Origin of the sequence: Pseudomonas tehranensis (assembly GCF_014268615.1) — a bacterium.
Taxonomy (GTDB): domain Bacteria; phylum Pseudomonadota; class Gammaproteobacteria; order Pseudomonadales; family Pseudomonadaceae; genus Aquipseudomonas; species Aquipseudomonas tehranensis.
In genome coordinates this window covers 1-22492 of the sequence record NZ_JABWQV010000069.1, presented here as the reverse complement: position 1 = coordinate 22492, position 22492 = coordinate 1, and the positions used below count along the sequence as shown (strand labels likewise).

The 22492-nt window shown below is 59.6% G+C and carries 23 protein-coding genes and 1 pseudogene; 13 read left to right on the top strand and 11 right to left on the bottom strand.

Features of this window, described 5'->3' with window-relative positions; all coding sequences use genetic code 11:
• Positions 1-32 precede the first annotated feature (32 nt).
• Complete coding sequence (locus HU811_RS13050; protein WP_003205410.1) at positions 33-293, bottom strand: YebG family protein; 261 nt, start codon at positions 291-293, stop codon at positions 33-35.
• Between the two features lie 304 nt (positions 294-597).
• Between HU811_RS13050 and HU811_RS13045 the strand changes: the two genes are divergently transcribed.
• A complete protein-coding gene (locus HU811_RS13045; RefSeq protein WP_076383585.1) occupies positions 598-1098 on the top strand; it encodes a phosphate-starvation-inducible protein PsiE in 501 nt (166 codons plus the stop codon).
• Here HU811_RS13045 and HU811_RS13040 read toward each other — a convergent pair.
• Positions 1095-1412, bottom strand: a complete 318-nt coding sequence (locus tag HU811_RS13040; protein ID WP_092393948.1) for a DUF3509 domain-containing protein — start codon at positions 1410-1412, stop codon at positions 1095-1097. The two genes, HU811_RS13045 and HU811_RS13040, sit on opposite strands and share 4 nt — an antisense overlap.
• A 499-nt stretch (positions 1413-1911) precedes the next feature.
• Between HU811_RS13040 and HU811_RS13035 the strand changes: the two genes are divergently transcribed.
• Positions 1912-2322, top strand: a complete 411-nt coding sequence (locus tag HU811_RS13035) for an HPF/RaiA family ribosome-associated protein (RefSeq protein ID WP_092393945.1) — start codon at positions 1912-1914, stop codon at positions 2320-2322.
• A gap of 85 nt (positions 2323-2407) precedes the next feature.
• Here the strand turns inward: HU811_RS13035 and fecA are convergent.
• The 4 genes and pseudogenes from fecA to HU811_RS13015 all read right to left on the bottom strand — a co-directional run bounded on the left by fecA (position 2408) and on the right by HU811_RS13015 (position 7307).
• Positions 2408-4747, bottom strand: a pseudogene (gene fecA, locus HU811_RS13030) (TonB-dependent Fe(3+) dicitrate receptor FecA).
• 110 nt (positions 4748-4857) lie between these two features.
• A complete protein-coding gene (locus tag HU811_RS13025) occupies positions 4858-5805 on the bottom strand; it encodes a FecR domain-containing protein (protein ID WP_186656242.1) in 948 nt (315 codons plus the stop codon).
• 8 nt (positions 5806-5813) lie between these two features.
• Positions 5814-6302 (bottom strand): sigma-70 family RNA polymerase sigma factor, encoded by a 489-nt coding sequence (locus HU811_RS13020; RefSeq protein ID WP_186656240.1) that lies wholly within the window; start codon positions 6300-6302, stop codon positions 5814-5816.
• Positions 6303-6431: 129 nt separating this feature from the next.
• Positions 6432-7307: a helix-turn-helix domain-containing protein gene (locus HU811_RS13015; RefSeq protein WP_092393935.1), complete on the bottom strand. Its 876-nt coding sequence runs from the start codon at positions 7305-7307 to the stop codon at positions 6432-6434.
• 139 nt (positions 7308-7446) lie between these two features.
• Here HU811_RS13015 and HU811_RS13010 point away from each other — a divergent pair, with 139 nt between their 5' ends.
• Positions 7447-8349, top strand: coding sequence for a DMT family transporter (locus tag HU811_RS13010; protein ID WP_186656237.1), 903 nt, complete (start codon positions 7447-7449; stop codon positions 8347-8349).
• Between the two features lie 180 nt (positions 8350-8529).
• Here the strand turns inward: HU811_RS13010 and HU811_RS13005 are convergent, their stop codons facing one another.
• The 5 genes from HU811_RS13005 to norR form a co-directional block, all read right to left on the bottom strand.
• Positions 8530-9501 carry a 2-hydroxyacid dehydrogenase gene (locus tag HU811_RS13005; protein ID WP_092393930.1) on the bottom strand — a complete coding sequence of 324 codons (972 nt, stop codon included), beginning with the start codon at positions 9499-9501 and terminating at the stop codon, positions 8530-8532.
• A 243-nt stretch (positions 9502-9744) separates the two neighbouring features.
• Positions 9745-10494 (bottom strand): YkgJ family cysteine cluster protein, encoded by a 750-nt coding sequence (locus tag HU811_RS13000; protein WP_186656235.1) that lies wholly within the window; start codon positions 10492-10494, stop codon positions 9745-9747.
• Between the two features lie 77 nt (positions 10495-10571).
• Positions 10572-10898 (bottom strand): hypothetical protein, encoded by a 327-nt coding sequence (locus HU811_RS12995; RefSeq protein ID WP_186656233.1) that lies wholly within the window; start codon positions 10896-10898, stop codon positions 10572-10574.
• Positions 10899-10996: 98 nt separating this feature from the next.
• The gene (locus HU811_RS12990; RefSeq protein WP_047228604.1) at positions 10997-11899 is read right to left on the bottom strand and encodes a chemotaxis protein CheV; all 903 of its coding nucleotides are present in this window, start codon (positions 11897-11899) and stop codon (positions 10997-10999) included.
• 268 nt (positions 11900-12167) lie between these two features.
• Positions 12168-13724, bottom strand: a complete 1557-nt coding sequence (norR, locus tag HU811_RS12985) for a nitric oxide reductase transcriptional regulator NorR (protein ID WP_186656231.1) — start codon at positions 13722-13724, stop codon at positions 12168-12170.
• A 151-nt stretch (positions 13725-13875) separates the two neighbouring features.
• Here norR and hmpA point away from each other — a divergent pair, with 151 nt between their 5' ends.
• The 10 genes from hmpA (at position 13876) to HU811_RS12935 (ending at position 22446) form a co-directional block, all read left to right on the top strand.
• Positions 13876-15057: an NO-inducible flavohemoprotein gene (gene hmpA / locus HU811_RS12980; protein ID WP_186656230.1), complete on the top strand. Its 1182-nt coding sequence runs from the start codon at positions 13876-13878 to the stop codon at positions 15055-15057.
• 75 nt (positions 15058-15132) lie between these two features.
• The gene (locus HU811_RS12975; protein WP_092456197.1) at positions 15133-15330 is read left to right on the top strand and encodes a hypothetical protein; all 198 of its coding nucleotides are present in this window, start codon (positions 15133-15135) and stop codon (positions 15328-15330) included.
• 171 nt (positions 15331-15501) lie between these two features.
• Positions 15502-16011, top strand: coding sequence for a disulfide bond formation protein B (locus tag HU811_RS12970; protein WP_092456200.1), 510 nt, complete (start codon positions 15502-15504; stop codon positions 16009-16011).
• Positions 16012-16804: 793 nt separating this feature from the next.
• Positions 16805-17752 carry a ubiquinol oxidase subunit II gene (gene cyoA / locus HU811_RS12965; RefSeq protein ID WP_092393907.1) on the top strand — a complete coding sequence of 316 codons (948 nt, stop codon included), beginning with the start codon at positions 16805-16807 and terminating at the stop codon, positions 17750-17752.
• A gap of 3 nt (positions 17753-17755) precedes the next feature.
• Entirely contained in the window at positions 17756-19786 is a 2031-nt protein-coding gene (cyoB, locus tag HU811_RS12960) for a cytochrome o ubiquinol oxidase subunit I (protein WP_092393904.1), read from the top strand.
• 3 nt (positions 19787-19789) lie between these two features.
• Positions 19790-20416 carry a cytochrome o ubiquinol oxidase subunit III gene (locus HU811_RS12955; RefSeq protein WP_014340103.1) on the top strand — a complete coding sequence of 209 codons (627 nt, stop codon included), beginning with the start codon at positions 19790-19792 and terminating at the stop codon, positions 20414-20416.
• Positions 20417-20752: a cytochrome o ubiquinol oxidase subunit IV gene (gene cyoD / locus HU811_RS12950; protein ID WP_025211927.1), complete on the top strand. Its 336-nt coding sequence runs from the start codon at positions 20417-20419 to the stop codon at positions 20750-20752.
• An 11-nt stretch (positions 20753-20763) separates the two neighbouring features.
• Entirely contained in the window at positions 20764-21651 is an 888-nt protein-coding gene (cyoE, locus tag HU811_RS12945) for a heme o synthase (protein ID WP_092393901.1), read from the top strand.
• A gap of 139 nt (positions 21652-21790) precedes the next feature.
• Entirely contained in the window at positions 21791-22135 is a 345-nt protein-coding gene (locus HU811_RS12940; protein ID WP_092456203.1) for a toxin, read from the top strand.
• Positions 22132-22446: a helix-turn-helix domain-containing protein gene (locus tag HU811_RS12935; protein ID WP_092393895.1), complete on the top strand. Its 315-nt coding sequence runs from the start codon at positions 22132-22134 to the stop codon at positions 22444-22446. The genes HU811_RS12940 and HU811_RS12935 overlap by 4 nt, the downstream gene beginning before the upstream one ends.
• Positions 22447-22492 lie beyond the last annotated feature (46 nt).

Genomic DNA, 22492 nt, shown 5'->3' with positions numbered 1-22492 from the left:
GTAGGAGCTGCCGCAGGCTGCGATCTTTTTGGTTATTCGTCCGACGGATTGAGCAGTTCGGACAAGGCGTCCGGCTGACTCTTGAACGCCTTGGCGAACACATCGCGATTCTTCGCCATGTAGATACCGGCTTCTTCCACCTGTTGCTCGCTCAGCGAGGGAACGGCTTTTTGCAACACTTCGGCCAGCAATTCGGCGAGTTCCAGCATTTTGTCATGACGGTCAGCTTCGGCTTTATCCATGAACAAGCGCTCCAGATCTCGGCTGCTGCGGTATACCACTTCGACGGCCATTCACCACCTCACATGCCTTCACATAGGTTATCTTTGTGACTACTGTATTTATATACAGCCAAAAGGATAAGCGAATCCCTTCCCTTTGGATAGTGGCTTTTTAATGTAGACCGGTTTCCTCATTTGTCGCGAGGCAGCGCTGGTGTGGGCGCGAGCCTGTTCGCAACAGGGCCAGCCTCACAAAAGTGTCCGATTGCGGCCCATTGCCATCTCACCCTCAGCCGCTGGCCTTTTTTCTGCATGCAGAACAACCGTCACGTCCAACCCGCATCATCCGGTCGAGTCGACCTAAGGAAACTACATCGTGAAAATCAACTGGGCCGAGAACCTGCGCCAGAACGTACATCAGTTGGCCGAATCCCTGGGCAATCTGTTCGTCGAGACGTTCCACTACCTGGCACTGTTTGCCATTGGCGCGGTGACCGCGTGGGCGGCGGTGATGGAGTTTTTGCAGATGCTCGAGCAGGGGCACATCAAGATCGATGACATCCTGCTGCTGTTCATCTATCTGGAATTGGGGGCGATGGTCGGGATCTACTTCAAGACCAACCACATGCCGGTGCGGTTTCTGATCTACGTGGCGATCACGGCGCTGACGCGCTTGTTGATTTCCAACGTTTCCCACCACAGCCCGCCAGACCTGGGCATCATCTATCTGTGCGGCGGCATCTTGCTGTTGGCATTCGCGATCCTGGTGGTGCGTTACGCTTCGTCGCAGTTCCCTTCGGTGAAAATCGAGCACCCGCACCGCAAGGTTGGCGCGGGTTCCAGCGAGCATGCCGAAGTGGAGAAGGGCGAGATCTAGAGGCCCGCGGGGGCGGATGTCGCACCCTGCGTCTGCGGTGGTGGCAGCTTGATGTTGTCACCGCCGGTCATGGCTTCGAGGATCGCCACGGCGCTATGGCCCTGCTCGATGGCGATGCCGAACTGAATGCTCTGGACCAGGCGCCGCAGGCGTTCCGGGTCATTGCGTTGCTGGGCGCTGATCATACGTTTGGCGACGATGCGTCCGGCCTTGGAGAGGGTCAGCATGATGCTGCCGTCCAGGCCCTGGATGCTCAGATTGATTTGATAGTGCGGCGCAAAAGCGTCGGTAATGAGCTGAAAAGGGTTGTCCATGATGCGTCACCGCCTGATTGAACGTGCAGTTGTTGACCGGCCGTGATCGGGATTAGTTCGCGATACCGGACCACCGGCCATTCCATGATCGTGCTTCATCCAGGGCCATGCAGGTGTTGTATCGAACGATCGCAGCCTGCAGCAGCTCCTACCCAGAGGTAGCAAGGGGCATGCCGGAAAAACTGTCGGACAATGATCACGGCGCCTAGGCGCTGAAGGCCCTGGCCTGCGGCCCGGGGGGCTGCCCGTTTCTGTGCAGGAATGGGCGAATGGTCGCTGACGGTGCAGGGTGAGCGCAGAATTTTCGTGGGGTAAGCAAGGCGAGGCAACTCCCGACATTAACAGCGCTTTTGTCCGTTGTCCGGCTTTATTTGCATATGAATATTTATCTTTTCGAAGGGGTTGAATTGTTCTGTCGCCAGCCCGACTCTGTATTCAAGGGGTCGTCGCGCTACCGTCGATTGGCCCCTGGCGAGCTAGCCGAAATAAGGGATGAACTATGCAAATCCAAGTCAACAGCGATAACCATATTCAAAGCAGCATCCGACTGGAGGAGTGGGTACGTACTACCATCGAAAGCACGCTCGAACGTTATGAAGAAGACCTGACACGGGTCGAGGTCCATTTGCGGGACGAGAACGGCGACAAGCCCGGTCCCCATGACTTGCGTTGTCAGCTGGAAGCACGGCCAAAGGGCCTGCAACCGATCTCGGTGACACACAAGGCCGATACGCTGGAATTGGCCATCGAAGGGGCGGCCACCAAGCTTGAACATGCCCTGGAGCATCTGTTCGGCAAACTTCGCGTTAAACGCGCCACCGTTGAGAAACCGACCGAGTCGGTGGCCTTGGCCGATGCGATGCTGGAAGAAGAATTCCTGGAGAACGAACGGGCTGCCCTCAACGGCTGAGCCCGATCATTTAAAATTACCCACCGAACAGACGGGCCTGCGATCGCAGGCCCGTCTTGTTTCAGCGATCCATCACAGCCCCTGATCAGAACGCCATGGACGTCTGCACATACAGCGTGCGCGGTTCCCCTACGTATTTGCCCCGGTTGTTATCGTCGAACGAGCGGGTGAAATATTGGGTATTGAAGATGTTCTTCACTCCCACCGCCACGTTCAGGTCCGACAGTTGGGGGCCGAAATCATAGGCGGCGCGGCTGCTGAACAGCATATAGCCAGGGATATTGCCGGTACTGCCGTCGGCGCTTTCGGCGCGGGTATTGGCATTGTCGGCAAACTGCTCGCTCTGATAGGTGCTGTCCAGGTTCAATTTCCACGGCCCGTCCGTGTAACCCACGCCCAGTGTGCCTTTGTGCTTGGAAGAGAACGGCACGCGGTTGCCTTTGTTCGGTCCGTCTTCCCGAATGGTGGCATCGACGAAGGCATACGTGGCATATACGTCAAAACCGGCCAGCGCCGGACTCAGGCCGTCGAGGGCGTAGTTGATGCTGGTTTCGATGCCCTGATGGCGGGTTTCGCCCCGGGCAATCACCGAATCGTTGGTTTGGTTGCTTTCGTACTGGTTGTCGAAGTTGATCAGGAACGCGCCGATCTCCGCCCGCAGGTTGCCATTGTCATAGCGGGTTCCAAGTTCCCAGGTGCGGGCCTTCTCCGGTTTCACTTCGCCGCTGCTCACACGGTTGGGCATCTGGCTGTACTGCACACTGCCGAATGAACCTTCGGTATTGGCATACAGATTCCATTCATCGCTCAGGTGGTACAGCACATTCAATGCTGGCAGGGCGGTGTTGTAGTCGCCCTGGTATTTCACGTTGGTCAAATTGTTTGTCTGCTGCGATTCGATCATTTCGTAACGAATACCGGGCGTGATCGTCCATTTGCCAATATCGATCCGATCATCGATGAAAATTGCATTGGCTTCGGTTCCACCCCGTGTATCGCGGTCGTTTCGGCTGGAGGTTGTCGGCAATTCGTTGCTGGCGATCGGTGTGCGATAACGCAGTTCATGGCCGGCCTCGTTGATGTAGCGATAGCCGACGCCGACCTCGTGGCTGGTCGGCCCGAGGTCGAAACCTTGGGCAAAACGGGTTTCCAGGCCGCGTACCCAATATTCGCGAGGCGACAGGGACAGGAAGGAGCCCTGGTCCAGGTAGCCGCTGCGCAAAGTCTTGGTGAAAAACGTGCTGGCGGTGAATTCGCGTCGATCCTGTTGGTAGCGGTAGCCGAAATTGACCAGGGTGCGACGGCCCCAGAAGCGGTCGTTCGGACGGGTGGACTGATACGGGTTGGCGTCGTAGTCGGCCACATTCAGGCCGCCGGGCATGTCGGCCTCGCCTTCGTAGTATTGGGCCATGGCATTAAAGCTGTTGGCCTCGTCCAGTTGGTAGTTGCCCTTGAGGATCAAGTCGTCGATTTGTGTATCGCTGTGTTCGCGCCAGTCGCCGCCGCGGGTGCCGGATTACAACAGGGCACCACCAAGGCCGTTGTCGGCGGTGCCGCCGGCCAGCAGGTTGGCGGAGGTCTTGAAGCCGTCGTGGCTGGAAGACGGGCTGGTCTCGGTCTGGAAGCCGCCCTTTACCGTCGGCGCGTTGGGAATCGTCCGGGTCACGAAGTTGACCACGCCGCCGACGTTTTGCGGACCGTAGCGCACCGCGCCGCCCCCGCGCACGACATCCACCGCGTCCATGTTGCCCATACTGACCGGCGCGAACGATAGCTGCGGTTGGCCGTAAGGTGCGAAAGGCACCGGGATGCCGTCCATCAGCACCGTGGAGCGTGAGGCCAGGCGTGGATTGAGCCCGCGGATACCGAAGTTCAGCGCCATGTCATGGCTGCCGGTGCCGTTGTTTTCCGGTGCGTTGACGCCGGGAATGCGATTGAGCACATCCCGGGCCTGGGTCGCGCCCTGGCGTTCGAAGGTTTCACGACGGATCACGTCGCGGGCGCCAGGGTGTTCGAAGACGTTGGTTTGCGCGGCATCGCCGAGCCAGTCACCGACCACGGTGGTGGTGCCGATGTCCAGTGTGGTGCTGGCGGCCGGTTGCAGGCTAAAGGCGTTGTCTCCCTCGGGGCGGGCTTGCAGGCTTGTGCCTTCGAGCAGCGTACTCAGCCCTTGCTCTGGGCTGTAGCTGCCTTCCAGGCCGCGACTCTGCAGGCCTGCGGTCGTCTGTGGGCTGAAGGAAATCAACACCCCGGCCTCGCGTCCGAATTGATTGAGGGCATTTTCCAGTGACGACGGCGCGATGTGATAGGGCTTGGCATCTGCTGCCTGTACGCAAGGCAGTGCGACGAAACTCAAGCTGGCCCCCAGGAGCAGTTGACGCACGGTACGGGCGAGCGGGGTGAGACGGGTGGATTGTTGCGGCATGGAGGAGAATCCCGAGAAGGTTGTATCGAAGTGCTTTCCTTCTCTGTCACCCCAGGTGTGGAAAACGGCTCACTGGCGCATCACTTTTTTTCGGGTGGGGCGGCCATGGTTCAAGCGCGAGCTTCGACCGAGACCCAATAGCGGGTGAAACGACGCACTTGTACCGGCAGGCTGACTTCCAGCAGATCGAGGATTCGCTCGCTGTCGTCCAGCGGATAGGTTCCAGAGATCAGCAGGTTGGCGACCGCCTCGTCGCAGTGCAATTGGCCACGTCGGTAGCGGCCGAGTTCTTCGAGAAAATCCACCAGGCGCATGTGCGCCGCGACCAGCATGCCCTCTGTCCAAGCGCCGCTGTTGGCATCCAGGGCCGTGGCGGGCCCGGCGCCGTTGATGCCAAGGCTCAGTTGCCGTGACGTCGCCAGCAACAACGCCGGGCTGTCTCGGCTACGAATGTCCACCTGGCCTTCAAACACCGCCACCTGGGTGTGGTCTGGATACTCGCGTACGTTGAACCGGGCGTTGCGGCTTTCCAGCAGGCCATGGGCGGTCAGCACTTGCAGAGGTCTTGGGTCGCGGGCAGCGGTCAATAACAGTTCCCCCTCCAGCAGGTGGATCAAGCGGCGTTGAGCGTCGAAGCGAACGTCTACCGCACTGCCGCTGTTGAGCTGCAACTGGCTGCCGTCATCCAGCGTCAGACGACGCCGTTCGCCTACCGGGCTGCGAAAATCGGCCATCAATGGGGGTAACAGTTGGCGTTCACGCAGGCCCCAGGTCAACGCTGAACCGGCCCCAAGCACCCACAACATTTTAAGCGCTCGACGCCGCGCCGCGGACTTCGGTGCATTGAGGGCTGCATGGGCCAACGGAGAGGGTACGCTGCGCAGCCGCTGATTGACCCGCTGGATATGCTCCCAGGCGCGGCGATGTTCGTTGTGAGCATTGAGCCATTGCTCCCAGGCTTTCTGCTGGCGAGTATCGAGTGGGCCTTGCTGCATTTCCAAAAGCCAGTACACGGCCTGTTCGGCCACTTTCGCACTGACATCAGGTGCGCCGTTCATCGCTGGGGTCATAAGGCGAAGTAGCAGCGCATTGCTGCCTTGTTCAGATGCCGCTTGACCGTCGCCAGTGAAATTCCCAGTTCACGGGCGATTTCGTTGTAGGTCAGACCATCGACCTGGGCCAGCAGAAACGCCTGCTTGACCGCTCGCGGCAAACCATCGAGCAGTTGGTCCAGTTCCATCAGGCTTTGCAGGATGATTGCCCGTTCTTCCTCCGACGGCACCACCTGCTCCGGCAGTTGGGCGAGGGTATCGAGGTAGGCGCGCTCCAGATCCTGGCGTCGGTAATGGTTGAACAGTACGCGCTTGGCAATGGTCGTAAGAAACGCCCGGGGTTCCAGGACAGGCTGCGGGTCGTGCGCAGTCAGTACGCGCATGAACGTGTCTTGGGCCAGGTCGGCGGCACTGTCGGGGCAGCCGAGTTTTCTTCGCAACCAGCCGTTAAGCCAACTGTGATGGGCGTTGTAGAGCACTTCGACGGAGTGTGCAGGCGGCAACGAGGAGCATCCCGACAGCGATGAGCTGCGCTAGAGAACAAGAATTGTTCGCATTGTAGAGGCGCAGCGGCGGCTACGGCAATCGGGATCAGTACCTGCTTGTTTCATTTGACTGGGGGGCGGTGGCGCCTAGCGCAAAAACGCCTGCCGATACTCGCCGGGTGTCGCGCCGAGGGCCTGCCGGAAACGATTCGTAAAGTGGCTGGCGCTGGCGAACCCGCAGGTCAACGCCACCTCGCCCAGTGGTTTTGACGTACTGCGCAGGCAGTGCCGCGCGTGGGCCAGACGGCGTGCCAGTACATATTGATGGGGCGGTAGGCCGAAGCTTTCGCGGAACATCCGGGCAAAGTGGTATTCGGACAGCGCACACAGCGCCGCCAGTTGTCCGAGGCTGATGGCGTCGGCCAGATGGCTGTCGATGTAGTCCACCAGCATTCGCCGCTGGTGAGCGGCCAGCCCGCCCTTGAGGCGAAGCCCCTGGCGTTGGCCGACCTGGCTCAATAGCAGATGGTTGAGCAAGTCATGGGCCAGGCTGGTGGTCAGAAGGCGTTCACCGGGTTCATCCCAGTTCAGGGCGATCAACTGACGAAAGCGCTGTGCCTGTTGCGGATCGTCGAGAAAGGTGGCTTCGCGCAGTTGCACTTGCCGCGGCTCGCGATCCAGTAGCGTGACGCAACCGAGGGCGAATTGCTCAGGGCTGAAGTACAGGTGGGCGAGGCGAATGTCGCCATTGATGACCCAGGCCGATTGATGCCCGGCCGGCAGGACGCAGAGTTTGCCGGGTGCCCCGGTGGTGTCGGGTCGTTCGCGGCGAAACGTGCCGGTACCACCGGCGATGTAGCACGACAGCGTGTGGTGCGTCGGCGCCTCGTAGTCTTGGGCGTCGTGATGGTTGCTCCACAAAGCGGCCGCCATGCCGTCTCCAAGCTCGGCGCTGTGCTCGAGGCGAGCATTGGGCGAGTTGTTGAGGGCTTGAAAGACTTGCAGGGTTTGCAGTGTGGGCATGATCGCTTCTCTCTAACGCCTTGCATCCTACTCCGTCGATCGGCCCATGCCAGCCTGCAAGCCGACAAAACCGCAAGTTTACGCAAGCGCCCGGTGGTTGGTGGCGCAACACTGGCGGTCATTGTCAGGAGTTGCCGTCATGAACCTCTCGTTGTATCTGCTTACCGTGCTCATCTGGGGCACCACCTGGATTGCGCTGAAATTGCAGTTGGGCGTTGTCGCCATCCCCGTGTCGATTGTCTATCGCTTCGGCCTGGCGGCGCTGATCCTGTTTGTGATGCTCTTGCTCAGCCGGCGCCTGCAAGTGATGAACCGGCGTGGCCATCTGATTTGCGTCGCCCAGGGCCTGTGCCTGTTCTGCATCAACTTCATGTGTTTCCTCACTGCCAGCCAATGGATTCCCAGCGGGTTGGTCGCGGTGGTGTTCTCTACGGCCACGCTCTGGAATGCCCTCAATGCCCGCGTGTTTTTCGGTCAGCGGATTGCGCGTAACGTGCTGCTGGGCGGCGCCTTGGGGTTGCTGGGGCTGGCGCTGCTGTTCTGGCCGGAGCTGGCGGGTCATAGCGCGAGCCCGCAAACGTTGTTCGGGTTGGCGTTGGCGCTGCTGGGCACCTTGTGTTTCTCGGCGGGCAACATGCTCTCGAGTTTGCAGCAGAAGGCCGGTCTCAAACCGTTGACTACCAACGCCTGGGGCATGGCTTATGGTGCGGCGATGCTGGCGGCGTGGTGTCTCTTCAAAGGCATCCCGTTCGATATGGAATGGAACGCGCGTTATGTCGGCTCGCTGTTGTACCTGGTGATCCCAGGTTCGGTGATCGGCTTCACCGCCTACCTGACGCTGGTAGGGCGCATGGGCCCGGAGCGGGCGGCATATTGCACGGTGCTGTTTCCGGTGGTGGCGTTGAACGTCTCGGCGTTGGTCGAGGGCTATCAATGGACCGCGCCAGCACTGGTCGGGCTGGTACTGGTGATGCTGGGGAACGTGCTGGTGTTCCGCAAGCCGAAGCCTGTGGCTGCGAATGTCGCCTTTGGCGCACGCTGAGATGTAACGTCTAGAGATAAACCCGTGGCGAGGGAGCTTGCTCCCGCTGGGCTGCGAAGCAACCCCAAGATATACCTGCTGCCGCAGTGCATCAGATAAACCGTAAGGGGCTGCTGCGCAGCCCAGCGGGAGCAAGCTCCCTCGCCACGGTGTGTTCCCCTGGGGGCTTTTGCGGAGAATTTATTTCCAGACTTGCGGGTTGACCAGGTTCTTCGGTCGCTCACCCAGCAAAGCGCTGCGCAAGTTTTCCACGGCTAGATTGGCCATGGCTTCACGGGTTTCGTGAGTGGCCGAGCCGATATGGGGCAGGGTGACGGCGTTTTTCAGCTGGAACAGCGGCGACTCGGCCAATGGTTCTTTCTCGTAAACGTCCAGCCCGGCGCCGCGGATGCGGTTGTTCTGCAAGGCTTCGATCAGCGCCGGCTCATCCACCACCGGGCCGCGGGAAATATTGACCAGGATGGCACTCGGTTTCATCAGGGCCAGTTCACGCTGGCCAATCAGGTGGCGGGTCTTTTCGCTCAATGGCACCACGAGGCAAACAAAGTCTGCTTCGGCGAGCAGCTGATCCAGCTCGCGAAACTGTGCGCCCAACTGATCTTCCAGTTCGGTCTTGCGGCTGTTGCCGCTGTAGATAATCGGCATGTTGAACCCCAGCCGGCCACGCCGGGCAATGGCGGCGCCGATGTTGCCCATGCCGACGATGCCCAGGGTCTTGCCGTGCACGTCAGTGCCGAACAGCTGCGGGCCGACCGTCGCCTGCCATTGGCCGGCCTTGGTCCAGGCGTCCAGTTCAGCGACGCGCCGGGCGCTGCTCATCAGCAGGGCGAAGGCCAGGTCGGCGGTGCTTTCGGTGAGCACGTCAGGGGTGTTGGTGAGCATGATTCCACGCTCATTGAAGTAGGCCAGGTCATAGTTGTCGTAACCCACCGACACGCTGGACACCACTTGCAGATTCGCAGCGTTCTGCAGTTGTTCGCGGCCGAGCTTGCGCCCGACACCGATCAGGCCATGCACGTGGGGCAAGGCTTCATTGAACTGGGCATTGATGTCGCCGTTCGACGGATTCGGCACGATCACGTCGAAATCCTGTTGCAGTCGTTCGACCATCTTGGGTGTGACACGGCTGAAGGCAAGTACGGTTTTTTTCATCGCAGAAGGCTCATCAGGCAAGGAATACCAAGCACGCTAACATTCTCGATGAGGGTTAGGCGAGAGGGAACGTGGTAGACGCGAGCCAAAGCTGTGGGAGCGGGCTTGCTCGCGAAGGCTTCGGCACGTCCAACATCACTGCAAGCTGAACCACCGCTTTCGCGAGCAAGCCCGCTCCCACAATTGATCTGTGGTAGGCGTTGATTTTGTCTTCGCCGAAAACTCTCTGCGGGAGCGACGGGCTTACGCCGCCCGCAGCGAAATAAACGCGTAGTTGACCGGTGCCTCAGTGGCGACCCGCGCTCCGCTGGCCAGGACCTGGCAGGCCACGTCATCACCGGACAAATGGAATTGCCATTCGCTGGCCGCTTGCTTCAGCGGCTGCAAACGGACCTGATCGATGACGGCGGCGAATGCGCTCATGTCCGGCAAGTACGCGGTGAACCCATCGCCCTTCAGCGCGGTGGTGAGGATGCCCAGCGAAGCGCAGATGCGCTCCTTGATGCGGATTTCCTCGCGATCGGCCTGACGTGAGCGTTCGATCAACTGCGCCAGTTCCCTGTCGACCAGTTCACCGCCGAGTATCAGTTGCGGTCCGGTCTCCCACGACTCTGGCGGGCATTCCTTTACGGCAATGTTGAGCGGGATGTGCGGGTTGATTTCCATCGGATAGATACGGCACACCAAGGGGCGGCGCTCGTAGATGCGGCACAGGTTTTCTTCGTCAAGATTGCGGCAGCGACCGGCGTTATAGGCAGCGAAGGTGATTGCTACCAAGGCCTCGGTGGTGCCGCTGTGGACCCGCGCCGAACGGCGCTCAGCGTGCTCGCGTTGCGCCGGCGGCAGGCCGAGGCCGTTGGGCAGGAAGGCTTCCACCAGGACAATCACCTGGCCGCCGTCGTCAGCCCACATCCGGGCCTCGTCGAGGGTTAGGGGGACATGGTGATCGGTGCAGCATTTGCCGCAGCCTACGCAGGAAAACGTTGTGTTCATTGAGCGCCCGGTCAAAAGCTGGAAAGCGGCGACAGAAAAACGCCGCGATTAACCGTTGCGAAGCAAGTTGTGCGCCATCACCGGCTGTTGTCGGCGGGGCGGATGGCGTCCCATTCGGTCACGTAGGCGGTCTTGGATTTCTTGTGGTAAAGGCACAGCTCGGTGCCCGTCGCGCCGTTCATGTGTTTCTGCGGATACTGGCCTTGCAGCAACAGGGCGGTGTAACCCACCCGGTCATCGAACTGCGCGGCAGTGCCCACAGGTTCGGCGTTCTTCAAGCCGCTGGCCTTGATGCAACGGGCAAGCACGGTTTTGTCATGGATAGCCCAGGCTTCTGGGCTGGAGGCGTGGGCCTGGGCGGCGAGGGCCGTGAAGCCCAAAAGCATGAGTGCGTGGATTTTCATCAGCAAGGTCTTTGTTCTGGGAAGCCAGGACAGGAGTATGCCTGAGGTGCCGGGATGATCATTCCCCTGTGCGCGTGGGAATGATCATCCGGTAGGACTCAGTGGCCTTGCTCAGCAACCGCCTTGGCGGCCGTGATCAGGCACTTGGTCAGTTCCGGCGAGGAGAACTTGGTCAGCACTCCATTGGCGCCGGATAGCCGAGCCTTTTCGCTGTTCATGGCGCTGTCCAGCGAGGTGTGCAGCAACACATAGAGGTGGGCGAAGTCCGGCGTTTCCCGCAGGGTCCGGGTAAGGGCATAGCCGTCCATCTCGGACATTTCGATGTCGGAAACGATCAGGTTGATCTGTTGCGCAGTGCCTTGCAGGTCCAGCAGGCATTCGATGGCTTCCTTGGCGCTGCGAGCGGTGTGGCATTGCAGGCCGAGGTTGCGCAAGGTGTGTACCGATTGTTGCAACGCCACCTGACTGTCATCGACCACCAGGATCCGCGCGTTGCCCAGGACTTCGGCGTCTTCCATGCTCAGCTCGGTGGGCGCCGTTTCAATTTGCGCCGGGGCGATACCGTGGATGACTTTTTCGATGTCCAGCACCTGCACCAGCGTGCCATCCACCGAAGTCACGCCCGTGATGAAGGCGCGTACGCCGCCTGAGCCGAACGGCGGGGGTTTGATGTCGGTGGTCAGGCAATGCACGATCTTGCTCACCGCCTGCACATGCAAACCCTGTTTGGATCGGCTCACGTCGGTGACGATCAGGCAGCCGCCATCCGGATCTTCCAGGGGCCGTTCGCCGATGGCGCGGCTCAGGTCGATCACCGACAGCGAGGCCCCGCGCAGGGTGGCGATGCCTTTGACGTGCGGGTGCGACTCCGGCAGTTTGGTCAACGGCGGGCAGGGAATGATTTCGCTGACTTTGAGCAGGTTGATTGCCATCAGCTTGCCGCTGCGCAAGGTAAACAGCAGAAGCGAAAGTGAATCTGCGCGGGCTTTATTGGAAGACATAAAAACCTTCTGTGGAAAAGGTGGGGCGAGCGTGAAGAACGCCAAAACAGCTTTTGATATTGGGTTATCGACCTGTTAGGGGCTGGCTTTAGGGCGAAAGCTGTCGACAGCTGGGATCGTTGTAACAAGAACCCTGTCGCAGAGAGTTAAGTGGCGAGGGAGCTTGCTCCCGCTGGAGTGCGAAGCGCTCCCCAGCCGCCGGCGCGATGGGGAATTTAGCGACCGCTGCGCGTCCGAGCGGGAGCAAGCTCCCTCGCCACGGGGTTGATCACTTGAGCCCCAGCCGCTTGGCCATCCGCCCCAGGTTCGCCCGGTCCAGGCCCAATTCCCGGGCGGCGCTGGCCCAGTTGTGCTCATGCCGTTGCAGGCTGGCGATGATCATCTGGCGCTGAAAATCATCCATGGCTTCGCGCAAGTCACCCGTGACGCCCTCCAGGGTCGGGGCAGGGCTGGCGGATGAAGGTGCCGGGTTTTCTTCCGGGCTGCGGGGCAAGTCCAGATCCCCGGCGCTGAGGCTGAGGATCTTTGGCCGAACCGGGCACCGGCCCAAGGCTTTCAAGGCGCTTCGGCCGATCAGGTGCTCCAGTTCACGCACATTCCCCGGCCAGTCATACGCCAGCAATGCGGCCTGGGCGTCGCTGGTCAGGCGCAGGCTGCCCAGGCCCATGCGGGAACGGTTCTGCTCCAAGAAAAAACCGCTGAGCAGCAGTACATCGCGCCCGCGATCCCGTAGTGCCGGCACCAGCAACGGGTACACGCTCAGGCGATGATAGAAGTCGGCCCGATATCGCCCGTTGCGCACTTCTTCGGCCAGATCGCGATTGGTCGCCGCGATCAGGCGTACATCGACCCGATGCTCCTTGTCCGAGCCCAGGCGTTGCAACTGGCCGCTCTGCAACACTCGCAGCAGTTTGGCCTGCACGGTCAAGGACAACTCGCCCACTTCATCGAGGAACAACGTGCCGCCATCGGCCAGTTCGAATTTGCCGCGACGGTCGTTCGTGGCACCCGTGAAGGCGCCGCGAACATGGCCGAAGAGCTCGCTTTCCACCAGGGTATCCGGCAGCGCCGCGCAGTTGAGGCTGATCAGCGGCTGCTCGGCGCGCTTGGAGGCCGCGTGTATGGCTTGGGCGACCAGCTCTTTGCCAACCCCGGTTTCGCCAGTGATCAGCACCGTTAGGTCACTGCCCCCCACCAGGTTGATTTCTTCCACTAATCGCTTGTGGGCCTTGCTCTGGCCGACCATGTCGCGTGGTTGCTGGCCGCTGGCCTGGCGGTAGACCTCGGCGCGGCGGTGTTCGTCTTCGGCTTTCAAGGCCAGCCGATCGATGCGCTCGGCCGCGCTGACCGTGGCAGCGGCCAGACTGGCAAAGGCCTGCAAGGCGTTCAGGTCGATGGGCTCGAAGCGTTCCGGGTTCAGCGCGTCGAGGGTCAGAAGGCCCCACGGCTGCTCGTCGACGAACAGGGGGCAGCCCATGCAGTCGTGGACCTCCAAGTGCTCAGCCAGACCTTCGACCAACCCATCGTACGGGTCGGGCAGGTCACTGTCGGCGGCGAAGCGGGTCGGTTGCGGGTTGGCGAGCAGTGCCTGGAAACGGGGGTGTTCGCTGATCCGGAAGCGTCTGCCCAGGGTATCGGTACTCAAGCCATCCACCGCCAGCGGCACTAGGCAGTCTGCGTCCAGGCGTAACAGCGCGGCGGCGTCGCAGGGCAGCAGGGCTCGCAGCGCGCCAAGCAGGCGACGATAGCGCTCGCCTTCAGGCAACTCACGCGAGAGGTCGGCCACCAGTGGGAGCAGGGCGGTCAGCAGGGAGGTTGCAGTCATAATGACTCCATGTTGTCTTGAAGACTATAAGGCGTGCCATGTCTTTATGACTACGTAATTCTTAAAGCATTGAAAAACAAGGATAAATTTTATGGCATGAAACCTGATAGGCATGGGTATCAGTTTTTCGTAATACGCCAGGAGTCACCTTATGCTCAGCCGAGAAGAATGCGCCATCATCCGCTCCACCGTGCCCTTGCTTGAAAGCGGTGGTGAAGCGCTCATTACTCACTTCTATCGCATGATGCTGTCTGAATACCCGCAAGTGCGCCCGTTGTTCAACCAGGCTCACCAGGCCAGCGGTGATCAGCCCCGCGCCCTGGCCAATGGCGTATTGATGTACGCGCGGCACATTGACCAGCTCGATCAGTTGGGCGACCTGGTGGCCAAAATCGTCAACAAGCACGTCGCCCTGCAAATCCTGCCCGAACATTACCCCATTGTGGGGGCCTGCCTGTTGCGGGCGATCGCCGAGGTGCTGGGTGAAGAGATCGCCACGCCGCAAGTGATTGCCGCATGGGGCGCTGCCTATAACCAGTTGGCCGATATCCTGATCGGTGCCGAAACCGGCATGTACGAGCAGAAAGCCGCAGCGCCGGGCGGCTGGCGGGGCGAGCGTGAGTTCATCCTGGCAGCCAGGGTGCAGGAGAGCTCGGAAATCACTTCGTTCTACTTCGAACCGGCGGACAAGGGCGCGATCCTGGTGGCCGAACCAGGCCAGTACATCGGCATGAAACTGGTGTTGGATGGCGAGGAGGTGCGCCGCAATTATTCGCTGTCGGCCCTGGCGGACAACGGTCAGTATCGCATCAGCGTCAAGCGCGAGCCGGGCGGGCGCGTGTCCAACTACCTGCACCATGATTTCCCGATCGGCAGCAGCATCCAGTTGTTTCCACCGTCAGGGGACTTCTTCCTGACCCAGAGCGATAAACCGCTGGTGCTGATCAGCGGCGGCGTCGGCATCACCCCGACCCTGGCGATGTTGCAGGCGGCGCTGCAAACCGAGCGGCCGGTGCATTTTATCCACTGCGCACGCAACGGCGGCGCGCACGCCTTCCGTGACTGGATCGATGACCTGGCCCAGCGGCATCCACAGCTCAAGCGCTTCTATTGCTACGACGAGGATGACGGCTTGAGCCCGGCGGCTGACAAGGTCGGGTTGTTGAGCCAGGAGCAACTGGCGCAATGGTTGCCGCAGCAGCGTGACCTGGATGCCTACTTCCTGGGACCCAAAGGTTTCATGGCCGCCGTCAAGCGCCACCTCAAGGCACTGGGCGTGCCGGACGGGCAAAGCCGTTACGAGTTCTTCGGCCCGGCGGCGGCGCTGGAGTAACGGCGGGGCGAGCCTGGGAGAGCGGGGCGTCTGCATCGCGAGCAGGCTCGCTCCCACAAGGGGATTTGCAGTGACATGATTTTCGTGACCGCCGCGAAGAAAACTGTGGGAGCGGGCTTGCTCGCGAAGACGGCAGTGCATTCAACATCAATGAAACTGACCCACCGCTTTCGCGAGCAAGCCCGCTCCCACAGGGATTGCACAGGACTGGTGACCATCGCTGGCCCCTGTGCGAACGAGGACGGCGGCATGCTCAATCCCCGCCCCGACTGACTCTGCCAATCAAAAATTAATCCGTACTTAACCTCCCTACTGTTTATTCCCTTCAATGTGGGCGGCAGCCGCTCGTTCTCTGTCATGGTCAGCGTGTAGACTTTGGCCATCCGATAGCGTGCCGAGACTCTTCAGGCTGCGCGTCGATCAATGCATACAAAGGGAAACGCAATGAATGAGCAAATGCTGCGCTTAGGCCGTGAACGGCGCTATCTGGTGCTGTTGGGGCTGATCTGTCTGGCGCTGATCGGTGGTGCGCTGTATATGCAGGTGGCGCTCGGCGAGGCGCCGTGCCCGCTGTGTATCCTGCAGCGCTATGCATTGTTGCTGATCGCCATTTTCGCCTTCATTGGCGCGGCCATGCGCACCCGTCGCAGCCTGACGATTTTCGAAGGCCTGGTGGTGCTCAGCGCCCTGGCCGGTGCCGCGGTAGCGGGGCATCACGTGTACACCCAGTTCTTCCCGGCAGTCAGCTGTGGCGTCGACGTGCTGCAACCGATTGTCGATGACTTGCCGCTGGCGAAGATCTTCCCGTTGGGCTTCCAGGTCGACGGCTTTTGCTCCACCCCCTATCCGCCGATCCTGGGCTTGTCCCTGGCGCAATGGGCACTGGTGGCGTTCGTCCTCACGGCGATCCTGGTGCCGTTGCTGGTGTCGCGTAATCGCAAACAATTGCCCTAGAGCGCTTCAAATCAAACGCCCCGGTTCTCTGTAGGAAGCCGGGGCGTTTTGCGTTCAGTCTTAAGACATTCCAGCCTTGATCCGAGATAACAATGCGCCGCCGCAGTGTGCGACACGTTGTCACACATTTGCTGTCATCCGGCCACTCGCTGCGCGAATAAGCCCTTCGTTCTGCAATGAAAAATCAGCCGTTACAGGCTCCATCCGGCTGGCTGCCTCCCCGCTGAGCAGGCATTTCTAACAATCGGGCGCCTTGCCGCTCAACCCCCGAATGACGGGGGTTATACGGTCATAAAAACCCTCTTTAATCAGCGCAAGCTGTCTAAATCGGGCGTAGTAGACCTACGTTTTCTGGGGTTCTTGTTGAGAATGAATTTCGATAAGATGCTGGCTTGTTTCGAATTCTGCGAAAGATTGTTGCTCAGTTTGATGAAAATTATTTCAGGATAAGACATGGTCTCCGGCGCCTCAGCTCACTACAATCGCCCGCACCGAATTTCCGACCCGGCTCAGGCTTGAGCCCGTGAGGTGGTCGAAGGGCGCCAGCGCCCCATGCGACCCCAGGTGTCGGTGCCTTCCAACTACCCGCACCAAATGGAATTGGGCTGTAACAAGGCCTTTGACCTACGAATTCGAATAAGAACTCACTGCTGGCCCGGGATGTGTCGAACAGCGTCTGACGCTGCGACGGTCAGCCCTTATTCAATCCAAGAAAAATGCCAACCCTTGGCAGGGTGAAGTGTTGGCGATCAAAACCCAACTGCATTGCGCAAGCTGCTTTAGAGGTCGTGAGATGAGTAAAAACAGGTACCCCCGATTACTAGGCTTGTTGCCTTTGCTCGGCACGTTGTTGCTGGGAGGCTGCAACATGACCTTGCTCGATCCCAAGGGTCAGGTCGGCCTGGATGAACGTAATCTGATCATCACCGCTACGCTGTTGATGTTGCTGGTCGTCGTGCCGGTTATCGTCATGACCTTCCTGTTCGCCTGGAAATACCGCGCGTCCAACACCAGTGCCACGTACACGCCCAAGTGGTCGCACTCGACCAAAATCGAAGTAGCGGTGTGGACTATTCCGGTACTGATCATCATTGCCCTGGGTTACATCACCTACAAGTCCACCCATGCCCTTGACCCGTATCGTCCGCTGGATTCCGACGTCAAGCCGATCACCATTGAAGTGGTCTCGATGGACTGGAAGTGGCTGTTCATCTATCCGGAACAAGGCATCGCCACGGTCAACAAGATCGTGTTCCCGGCCCACACGCCGATCAATTTCAAAGTCACCTCCGACACCGTGATGAACTCGTTCTTCATCCCGGGCCTGGGCGGCCAGATCTACGCGATGGCGGGCATGCAAACCAAGCTGCACCTGATCGCCAACCAGAACGCTGAACTCGACGGTATCTCCGCCAACTACAGTGGCGCGGGTTTCACCGGCATGAAGTTCAAAGCAATCGCCACGACCCAGGAAGATTTCGACGCCTGGGTCAACGATGTGAAGAAGGCACCTAAACAGCTTGAAAAAGCTGAATACGAAGCCCTTTCCAAACCGAGCCAGAACAACCCAGTCGAGCTCTACTCCTCGGTCACGCCGAACCTGTTCCAGACCATCATCGACAAATATGAAGGGATGAATCCGGGCAAGCCGATGCACCACGAGAAGAACGAAAAGGAAGTGGCCCACAACATGGAAGGGATGGACATGAGTTCGCATTCAGCTGCCGGGGCAGAGGAGTAAACGATGTTTGGTAAATTAAGTTGGGAAGCGATCCCGTTCCACGAGCCGATTGTCATGGTGACCCTTGCCGTGATCGCGCTCGGTGGCCTGGCGTTGTTCGCAGGGATCACCTACTTCAAGAAGTGGACCTACCTGTGGACCGAGTGGCTGACGTCGGTCGACCACAAGAAAATCGGCGTGATGTACATCATCGTTGCCATGGTCATGCTGCTGCGCGGTTTTGCCGACGCCATCATGATGCGTACCCAGTTGGCCATGGCCACCGAGGGTTCGCCTGGCTACCTGCCGCCTGAACACTATGACCAGATCTTCACCGCCCACGGCGTGATCATGATCATCTTCATGGCGATGCCATTCTTCACCGGCCTGATGAACCTTGCAGTGCCGCTGCAGATCGGCGCGCGTGACGTGGCCTATCCGTTCCTGAACTCCCTGAGCTTCTGGCTGCTGGTTTCCGGCGTGGTGCTGATCAACCTGTCCCTGGGCGTTGGCGAATTCGCCAAGACCGGTTGGGTTGCTTATCCACCGCTGTCGGGACTGCAATACAGTCCGGGCGTGGGGATGGATTACTACATCTGGGCGCTACAGCTATCGGGGCTTGGGACAACGCTAACGGGGGTCAACTTCCTGGCAACCGTGCTGAAGATGCGTACCCCGGGCATGAAACTGATGGACATGCCGATCTTCACCTGGACCTGCACCTGGGCCAACGTACTGATCGTCGCTTCGTTCCCGATCCTGACCGCTACCCTGGCTTTGCTGACGCTTGACCGCTACATGGATTTCCACATTTTCACCAATGAACTGGGTGGAAATCCGATGATGTACGTCAACCTGTTCTGGGCCTGGGGTCACCCCGAGGTGTACATCCTGATTCTGCCGGCGTTCGGGATTTTCTCCGAAGTCATCTCGACGTTCTCCGGCAAGAAGCTGTTCGGCCACCACTCGATGATCTACGCCAGCGGTGCGATCTCGGTGCTGGGCTTCATGGTTTGGTTGCACCACTTCTTCACCATGGGTTCGGGGGCCAGCGTCAACGCCTTCTTCGGTCTGGCGACGATGCTGATTTCGATCCCGACCGGTGTGAAGCTGTTCAACTGGCTGTTCACCATCTACCAGGGCCGTCTGCGTTTCACCAGCCATGTGCTGTGGACCTTGGGCTTTATGGTGACCTTCGCCATCGGCGGCATGACCGGCGTACTGCTGGCCATCCCGGGTGCGGACTTCGTGCTGCACAACAGCCTGTTCGTGATCGCGCATTTCCATAACGTGATCATCGGCGGCGCTGTATTCGGCTACATCGCCGGCTTCGCCTTCTACTTCCCGAAAGCGTTCGGCTTCAAGCTGCACGAGGGCTGGGGCAAGGCTGCATTCTGGTTCTGGATCTCGGGCTTCTTCGTCGCGTTCATGCCGCTCTATGCACTGGGCTTCATGGGCATGACCCGTCGTCTGAACGCCACCACCAACCCTGAGTGGGTGCCGTACCTGTACGTCGCCATGTTCGGCGCGGTGATGATTGCCGTGGGTATTGCCTGCCAGTTGATCCAGTTGTACGTCAGCGTGCGTGACCGCAAAAAGCCAGAGAACATGTGCGAGCACGGCGACCCGTGGAATGCCCATACCCTGGAATGGTCGACCTCGTCGCCTCCGCCGTTCTACAACTTTGCCGTGCTGCCGAAAGCCGACGTCATCGACCCGTTCACCGAAGCCAAGGAAAACGGTACCGCGTACCAGACTCCGGCCAAGTACGCGCCGATCCACATGCCCAACAACACCGCGACTGGTGTGGTCATGGGGGCACTGCTGACCGTGTTCGGTTTCGCGATGATCTGGCACATCTGGTGGCTGGCCATCGCCAGTCTGGTCGGCACCGTGGTGTATTTCACCATTCATGCTGCCCGTGACGATCAGGGCTACATGGTGCCGGTGGATGTCATCGAGCGCATCGAAGCCGAGCAGCACAAACGTCTGGTCGCGGCCGGGAAAGTCCCTGCCTCCGCCACCCGTGTTGAAACCTCGTTGGAACAGGCTTAAACCATGTCGAATTTAGTGACCACTGTTGGACACGCCCATGGTCATGACCATGGGCACGATGACCATCACCACGACTCGGGCGAGATGACCGTATTCGGTTTCTGGCTCTACCTGATGACCGACTGCATTCTGTTTGCGTCGATCTTCGCGGTGTACGCGGTGCTGGTTAACAACGTCGCCGGTGGCCCGTCGGGCCACGACATCTTCGAGCTGCCGTACGTGCTGGGCGAAACCGCACTGCTGCTGTTCAGCTCGATCACCTATGGCTTCGCCATGCTGGCGTTGTTCAAGGGCAAGAAGACCCAGGTACTGGGCTGGTTGGCCATGACCTTCCTGCTGGGCGCCGGCTTTATCGCCATGGAGATCAACGAGTTCCACATCCTGATCGCCGAAGGCTACGGCCCTAGCCGCAGCGGCTTCCTGTCCGGGTTCTTCACCCTGGTCGGTACCCACGGTCTGCACGTGACCAGCGGTCTGATCTGGATGGCGATCATGATGTACCAGGTCCACAAAAACGGCCTGACCGCCACCAACAAGACGCGCCTGAGCTGCCTGAGCCTGTTCTGGCACTTCCTGGACGTGGTGTGGATCTGCGTATTCACCGTTGTTTATCTGATGGGGACCCTGTAAATGGCTAACGCACATTCCCACGATGGCCACGACGCCGGCCACGGCAGCGTCAAGTCCTACGCCATCGGCTTCATTCTGTCGGTGATCCTGACCGTCATCCCGTTCGGCCTGGTGATGTACCCGACGCTGCCGAAAAGCCTGACCCTGTGGATCATCCTGATCTTCGCCGTGGTCCAGGTACTGGTGCACCTGGTGTACTTCCTGCACCTGGACCGCTCCGCAGCCCAGCGTAACAACGTGGTCGCGTTTGTCTTTGCCGCGATCGTCATTGTCCTGCTGGTCGGTCTGTCGTTGTGGATCATGTTCAGTATCCACACCAACATGATGGCGCACTGAGGAAAGTCCGGATGTCCTTAAAGCACTTTATCCAAATCACCAAGCCGGGGATCATTTTCGGTAACGTGCTTTCTGTGGCAGGCGGGTTTTTCCTGGCCTCGAAAGGGCATGTCGATCTGGCCATCTTTCTGGCGGCGATGATCGGCACTTCCCTGGTGGTGGCGTCCGGTTGTGTATTCAACAACTGCATCGATCGCGACATCGACATCAAGATGGAGCGCACCAAGAACCGCGCCCTGGTCCAGGGCCTGATCCCGGTGCAACTGGCCCTGGCGTTCGCTTCGGTGCTGGGTGTGGCCGGTGTGGCGCTGCTGTACTGGGTGGCCAACCCGTTGGCCGCGCTGTTCGCGGTGATCGGTTTTGTCATCTATGTCGGTTTCTACAGCCTGTACCTCAAGCGCAAGTCGGTTCACGGCACGCTGGTGGGCAGTCTGTCGGGGGCGATGCCGCCAGTGATCGGTTACGTGGCGGTCAGCAACAGCTTCGACATGGCGGCGCTGACGCTGCTGGTGATGTTCAGCCTGTGGCAGATGCCACATTCCTACGCCATCGCGATCTTCCGCTTCAACGACTACCTGGCCGCCTCGATTCCGGTGCTGCCGGTCAAGCGCGGCATCCAGGTGGCCAAGAAGCACATCCTGCTCTACATCCTGGCCTTCCTCGTGGCGACCTTGATGCTGACCTTCAGCGGCTACGCCGGCATGAGCTACCTTGCCGTCGCCGCCGCCATGGGCATGTACTGGTTGTACATGGCCTGGACCGGCTACAAGGCGGTGGATGACACGGTCTGGGCACGCAAGCTGTTCGTGTTCTCGATCTTCACCATCACCGCCCTGAGCGTCATGATGTCCCTGGACTTCAAAGTGCCGAGTGAGCTACTGCTGACTTACGCGCCTTAAGCCTCAGACGCTGCACAAAAAGCCCCGCCTTCGAGAGAAGCGCGGGGCTTTTTGTCTAGGTGGGGCATGGATTGGCTGTCATTCGTCGCAATAGATTTTGGTTTGTTGAACTATGCGCAATTTGCCTATAGTTTCTGCCATGCGTACCCTATTTTTTGAAACGACTACGTTCACCGCCACGGTTGGCCATTACCTGACTGACGATGAATATCGCGTGCTTCAGTCCTATATGCTGCAGCATCCAGAGGTCGGCGACGTCATGCCACGTACTGGCGGCTTTCGTAAGCTGCGCTGGTTCGATGAACGTCGTGGCAAAGGGAAGCGAGGTGGGTTGCGAGTCATTTACTATTGGCTCATGAATGATCGTCAGTTCTGGATGTTCGCGATTTATGACAAGGACGAGTTGGAAAACCTGACCTCCGAGCAAGAGAAGACGCTCAAGCGCGCCATAGAAGCAGAGTTGAAAGCACGAGGTACCTTATGAATAAACGTGATCTGTTTTCCGAGATGATGCAAGGCGTCGGGGAGATGGCCGCTCAACGGGAGGGCAAGATTACCCTTCGTCAGATATCGATCGAAGACAAGCCGGTTCCCGAGGTGTCGGCGCAAGAAATCGTAGCGTTGCGCGACAAGCTCCATATGTCTCAGGCCGTTTTTGCCAAGAGCATCAGGACCAGTCCTGGCACCCTTAGAAACTGGGAGCAGGAGAAGTCCAAACCCAACGCCCAGGCAGCTCTTCTGATCAGGCTGGTCGAGAAGTTTCCAGATATGGTCGAGCGGCTCGCAGCTGTTTGAGGAGCTCCTCTCCATGAAAAAGCCCCGCCTTCGAGAGAAGCGCGGG